Source organism: Candidatus Zixiibacteriota bacterium (assembly GCA_020853795.1).
Lineage (GTDB): Bacteria > Zixibacteria > MSB-5A5 > CAIYYT01 > CAIYYT01 > JADJGC01.
In genome coordinates this window covers 1-5,949 of sequence record JADYYF010000138.1, presented here as the reverse complement: position 1 = coordinate 5,949, position 5,949 = coordinate 1, and the positions used below count along the sequence as shown (strand labels likewise).

At 59.5% G+C, this 5,949-nt stretch carries 7 protein-coding genes; 3 read left to right on the top strand and 4 right to left on the bottom strand.

Annotation, left to right across the window (positions count from 1 at the left end; genetic code table 11):
- Window positions 1-960, top strand: a 960-nt coding sequence (locus IT585_11085) for an HmuY family protein (protein MCC6963784.1), incomplete at its 5' end; no start/stop codon positions are given.
- Window positions 961-981: 21 nt separating this feature from the next.
- Here IT585_11085 and IT585_11080 read toward each other — a convergent pair.
- A complete protein-coding gene (locus tag IT585_11080; GenBank protein MCC6963783.1) occupies window positions 982-1,437 on the bottom strand; it encodes a hypothetical protein in 456 nt (151 codons plus the stop codon).
- Window positions 1,438-1,599: 162 nt separating this feature from the next.
- Here IT585_11080 and IT585_11075 point away from each other — a divergent pair, with 162 nt between their 5' ends.
- Window positions 1,600-2,169, top strand: coding sequence for a thioredoxin family protein (locus tag IT585_11075; GenBank protein MCC6963782.1), 570 nt, complete (start codon window positions 1,600-1,602; stop codon window positions 2,167-2,169).
- Window positions 2,170-2,237: 68 nt separating this feature from the next.
- A complete protein-coding gene (locus tag IT585_11070) occupies window positions 2,238-2,921 on the top strand; it encodes an alpha/beta fold hydrolase (protein ID MCC6963781.1) in 684 nt (227 codons plus the stop codon).
- Between the two features lie 447 nt (window positions 2,922-3,368).
- Here the strand turns inward: IT585_11070 and IT585_11065 are convergent, their stop codons facing one another.
- The 3 genes from IT585_11065 to IT585_11055 all read right to left on the bottom strand — a co-directional run.
- A complete protein-coding gene (locus IT585_11065; GenBank protein ID MCC6963780.1) occupies window positions 3,369-3,785 on the bottom strand; it encodes a 4Fe-4S dicluster domain-containing protein in 417 nt (138 codons plus the stop codon).
- Window positions 3,782-4,564, bottom strand: coding sequence for a (2Fe-2S)-binding protein (locus tag IT585_11060; protein MCC6963779.1), 783 nt, complete (start codon window positions 4,562-4,564; stop codon window positions 3,782-3,784). Before IT585_11060 ends, IT585_11065 begins: the two co-directional genes overlap by 4 nt.
- Window positions 4,565-5,949 (bottom strand): 4Fe-4S binding protein (locus IT585_11055; protein ID MCC6963778.1); only part of this gene is annotated, 1,385 nt, incomplete at its 5' end. It abuts the gene before it with no gap.

Genomic DNA, 5,949 nt, shown 5'->3' with positions numbered 1-5,949 from the left:
GCCGGGCAGTACTGGACGACGATCTTGAACGCCGACGGATCGAGCGGAAATTACGCTTACTACAGCTTCACCACGCGCGACGTCGTCACACTCTCCGATGCGCAAGCGAAGGCCTCTTCAAATTGGCACATCGCTTTCAAGAAAAGCTATATCAAGACCAATGGAGGCTTCTCCGGCCCCGGCGATGTGAAGGCCGTTGATCTCACTGCGGCCGGCGTGATCGGCGACAATCAGTTTGCGGAAGCGAATGCCGTCAAGCTCGCAACAATCAAGTCGGACGACTGGATGGCCGATGATTACGACTTCGCGCTCGACAGCCTGTGGAACTACAATATGGACAACCACCAGTTGACGCCCAAGCGGTATGTTTATGTGCTTTCTGATGCTGCCGGGAACTACGTCAAATTCCAACTTCTCGATGTGCTCGCGGGCCAGGCACCGCCCAAGCAGGGGAAGATGGTACTGAAGTACACTTATCAGCCGATCGCGGCCTCGCTTGATCTCTCCGGGGCCTTTGATGTCGATACGGTCGATCAGGAGAATGGCTTCTACTTCGATTTCTCCACCGGCCAGGTGGTTACTCCCGCCGATCCGGCGAATTCGACTGATTGGGACATTCGGATCTTTGCTTACGATGTCTACCTCAACGGCTCGATTTTCGGAATCGGTCAAGCCGCGGCGTTTCCGATCTACGACGGCCTTCAGGATCGCTCCGACTTTGATGCCGTGAATAACGTCAATCAGTTTGGTCCCCCGCGTTGGGTTAGTGACGAAATGCAGTCCGCTTTCACCGTCAACGATTGGTACAACTACAATTTCAGCACCCATCAGTTGACCTCAAAACGGCATACGTATGTGGTCCAATCCGCCGGCAAGAACTACAAGGTCGAGATCGTCAGCTATTACGATCCCGATACGCAGGCCAGCGGAACTTACACGATCAACTGGGCGGAGATTTAGCGGCCGTTTCTGCGGCTGAGGTTAGTCTGAGGTCCGGGCGTCAGCATCACTCGACCGCCCGGATTTCTTTTGGGTTTCCGTCGCCAGTGTACCCGCTTCACCATAAAGTTCGCACGCACACTCCGGACATAGGCTGTGGCTGAAGGTCGCCTCGGAATGGCCGGCGACATACGATTCGATCGTCACCCACTGGTCACCTGCGCGGATCTTCTTGCATTGCGAACACACCGCCAGCATCCCTTCCAGCGTGCGAATCTGGCCCAGCGCCCAGCGGTTGATCGACAACACGACCAGGGCCAGAACGATGATCACGATCGATTCGAAAATGCTCTCGAGATAGTTGACCGGGGTTGCCGGAGCGTCCAGCAGGCGGTGCGGCAGATCAATGACTTCATCGAGCCAGACCGTCGCCAGAATCAGCCCAAACCCGGTTAGTAAGCCGGTGCGCAACGCCCGATGTAATCGCCTTTGCTTCATTTTCTCGGTGCCCTGATGTTAATATGGATCGGCCACTCCCCCTATTCCATTAGCGATCCGTATACTCGATTTAGCCAGATAATCGTTTCCCCGTGAAACTGGCTTGACGTCCGGGCGTACAATCAACGATACTGTCCGGCATCATTTGTGATTATGGAGTTGATGATGACCCCGCGGGGAATCCTTTGGTTCGTGGTGACTGCCGTGCTGCTGCTGGCCGCATCGCCGGCGGCGCTGCCGGCTGTTGACTCACTGGGTGTCGTGGCCACCGACTCGATCGCCTGGCACGACTATACCAGCGGCATGGCGCTGGCCGCCAGGGTCGACCAGCCGGTGTTGCTCTTCTTCTACCGCGATACCTGCCCCTATTGCCGCAAGCTGAAAGCCGGCGCGCTGACCGACACCAGCTTGATTCACTACATCAACGCCAACTTCATCCCGATCCGCGTCAACACCGAATCGCAACTGGCGGTGATCAGTAACGCCCAGCCGATGACCGAGGCACAACTGGCGGCCAAGGTCTGGCGCTCGACTGCAGTACCGGCGATCTGGCTGCTGGAGTCGGACGGCTGCCGTATCAAGAAGCTAGTCGGGCTGAAAGCGTGCTCGAATATGTTGGCGTCACTTCAACAAGTTCACGCCAAGGCTTACGGCGAATGCCCTAATGCCCCGCTGGTGCCGCCGAAGGTGCCGCCGCCCGCGGCAGTTGACTCCACCGCCAGGAAGAACTGAGTCACGCCCTCGCCTGCGTCGGCGCTGCGGAAGTTGCTTCCACACCGCCGATGGACTAAATTCGCTCCGTGTCCAATGCCATCGTCATCATCGGCGGTTTTTCAACCTCGCCGCGTCACTACACGCGCATGGCCGATCGCCTGCGGGAGATTTCAACGCTTCCGGTCTCGGTTGTTCCGATCATGGCCGGGGATTGGCCCGGCGTAATCGGGCAACGCGGTTGGACGGCACTGTTAGGGAAACTCGATGCCACTCTGACCGCCGCGGTCGCAACCGGTGCTTCCGAGATCATCGTCGTCGCTCACAGTCTTGGCGGGATCGTTACTCGCCTCTATCTTGCGCCCGGCTTGCCGCTCAAATTCACCGCCTCTTGCGCCGACCGGATCAAGATTGTCGTTACGCTCGGCTCACCGCACCAGCGCGGGTTGGTCAGCCGTCTCAATTCGTGGAATCATCTCGATCGCTGCCTCGTGGAACACGCGCCTTCAATTCCGATTATCTCGGTCGTTGGCAGAGTCGATTACCCCCGCCGACCGCGAAGTTTGGCCGCTTATGCCGCCCGCCTGCGTTATCGTATCCACGGTGCGCAACGCGGCGAACTGGGCGACGGCATCATCCCGGTCAAGTCGGCGATCTTCGATCCGGCGCACGCGCTGATCCTCGACGGGGTCAAGCATGATTCCGTCTTCGGCCGCCCCTGGTATGGTGATCCTGAGATTGTTGATCGCTGGTGGGCGGCGGTGGGGGAGTAGGGGAACGCCCCACCCTCCGCGGGCGCTGCGGGTGGGCTACCGTGTGGTGGCGGTTGCAATGCAATCGCAAACTAGCGATCTGATCGTCGTAGGTCAAATCCCGCCAGGTTGTAGTCCCCGCGCGGAAGGCAATGGTTCGCTCGCAGATGAAGAGAATCTGTCTTGGCTTCTGGAGGGATTTGACGCGCTGAATGATGCACATGTCAAATCCCTTCGTCTTGAGTACTCAGACAACACGCCATTAAGGAGAGCCGTACTCAACGACATTTCGAATCGCCACGAGCCGGGATTTGACCTGCGGCACCTTGCGAAAGGTACCCTCAAAACAACGAGGCCAGGAAATTCCTCCCTGGCCTCGTCAACCCCAAGACCTCGAATTAGACAATTCGATCCGAGAAACCCGACTCCATCACACGACTCCGACACTCTCCCGTCGGGTTTCTCGATCTACACTTTGATCGGCACGTACGTCAGCGCCTTGGTCGGGCAAAAATGCGCGCAGGCCGGATCGCCGCCGCACAAATCGCACTTGATCACCTGTTGATGCTGGGCGTCAAAGAGCGAACATCCGAACGGACAGGCCGCCACGCACGCCATGCAGCGCACGCAGACTTCCTTGTTGATCTCGTAGGCGCCGGCCTCCGGATTCAATTGAATCGCATCCACCAGGCACGACTTGACGCACGCCGGGTCCTCGCACTGCAGGCACACCACCGGCACCCACATCTCCTTGTGCCCGGCATCGAGCGGATAGATCCGGCTGCGTCCCGGTTTGCCGTTCTGCGCGTGCGTAAACGAGCAGGCCAGTTCGCAGGTGCGGCAGCCGATGCACAGATGCGGAATCACCTGATACTGCATCTTCATGACGCCGCCTCCCGGTTCCACTGCACGATCTTGCCCAGGTTGAGCGCCGTCTCCTTGCGGTGCGACTCATCGTTCAGTTTGAAGTAGTCCGCCTCGATGTTGCGATGCTTGATCAGGTACTCGGCGAACTCGCGGGTAATCGTCGGCGCACCGGTCTTGCCGTCGCGCAACAACTCGAACGTCTTCTTCCAGATCGTCCTCTTGAAACCGGCATCTTCGTACTTGATGTAGTTCGTCGGGCAATTGAGCGCGCAGGCGAGACAACCGACGCAGTCGGGCGGCGCTTCATGCAGCGGTGGCGCGATTTCCCGCCCATGACCGCGATTGACCGCCGAGATCGCCGCGAAGCCCATGCGGTCGCAAATGCGCACGCAGAGGCCGCAGAGAATGCAGTCGTTCGGATCCGGCACCGTCTGGTAGCTGGTCTGGGTGACGCCGTACTCGGCCGCCATGTCCTGGATCAGCTTCGTCTGCGGATGCCGCGCCAGGTATAGATCCAGCAGCGTCCTGCGCAGTTCGATCACTTCCGGCGCGTGCGTCTGCACGATCAATCCTGCCGCGACCGGGTAGAGGCACGACACGACGTAATCCTTCCAGCCCTTCCACTCGGCCTTGGTGATTTCGACCGTGCACAGCCGGCAGCCGCCGTACGGCTCGACCGATTCGTGATGACACAGCGCCGGCACGTCGATCTTCTCGCGCCGCAGCACACCGAGCAGGTATTCACCCGCCGTCGCCCGCACCGGTTTTCCGTTGATGGTAATCATGACCGTGCTCATCTATGCCACCTCGATTGCATCATAACGACATACCGCCTCGCAGGCCCCGCACTTGGTGCAGCGCTCCTGGTGAATGTAATGCGGCTCTTTTTTCTTGCCGGTGATCGCGTTGTAAGCGCACGCCGTGATGCAGGCCAGACAGCCGGTGCATTTCTCGGCAATCACCGTATAGGTAATCAGCGCGCGGCACACTCCGGCCGGGCACTTGTGATCCTGGATATGCGCGACGTATTCATCGCGGAAGTATTTCAGCGTCGACAGCACGGGGTTCGGACCCGATTTGCCCAGCCCGCACAACGATCCGCGCACGACGACCTCCGACAGCTTCTCGATCTTGTCGAGATCGTCCAGCGTGGCCTTCCCTTCGCACACCTTGATCGTCAACTCGTGCAACTGGTACAATCCCTCACGACATGGCACGCACTTGCCGCACGATTCGGACACGAGGAAATTGAGGAAGTAGCGCGCGAAATCGACCATGCAGGTCTTGTTGTCCATCACGATCATGCCGCCCGAGCCCATCATCGAACCCGCCGCGGTGAGCGAATCGAAATCGACGGGCAGATCAAGCTGATCCGCCGGCAGGCAGCCGCCGGAGGGACCGCCGGTCTGCACCGCTTTGAACGGCCGGTCTTCAAGAATTCCGCCGCCGATATCGTAAATGATCTCGCGCAGGGTCGTTCCCATCGCGACCTCGATCAGGCCGGTGTTGCGTACCTTGCCGACCAGCGAAAAGGCCTTGGTGCCGGAGTTGTTCTTGCAGCCGATCGCCGTAAACCACTCGGCGCCGTTGTTAATGATCACCGGCACATTGACGAAGGTTTCGACGTTGTTGAGCACCGTCGGCTGGTCGTGCAGACCCTTCACGACCGAACGAATATACTTGGCACGCGGCTCGCCGACCTCGCCCGCCACCGAACGCATCAATGCCGAGGACTCGCCGCAGACGAAGGCGCCGGCGCCCCGAGCGATCTTGATTGTGAAGGTGAAATCGGTGCCGAGGATTTTCTCGCCGAGCAGCCCGTAGGCCAGACAGTCGTCGATCGCCTTCTGCAGGTGAATCACCGCCAGCGGATACTCCTCGCGGACATAGATATAACCCTGTTTGGCGCCGACGGCGTAGGCGCAGATCATCATCCCTTCGAGTACGCTGTGCGGATCGCCTTCCATAATCGAGCGGTCCATGAACGCGCCGGGATCGCCCTCATCACCGTTGCAGATGACGTAGCGCACGTCTGACTCAACCGCCTTGCAGGTCTTCCATTTGCGGCCGGCCGGAAATCCGCCGCCGCCGCGGCCGCGCAGGTTGGCCTTGTCGACTTCCTGAATCACTTCATCCGGCGTCATTTTGGTGAGCGCCTTGGCAAGCGCCTTGTAGCCGCCGG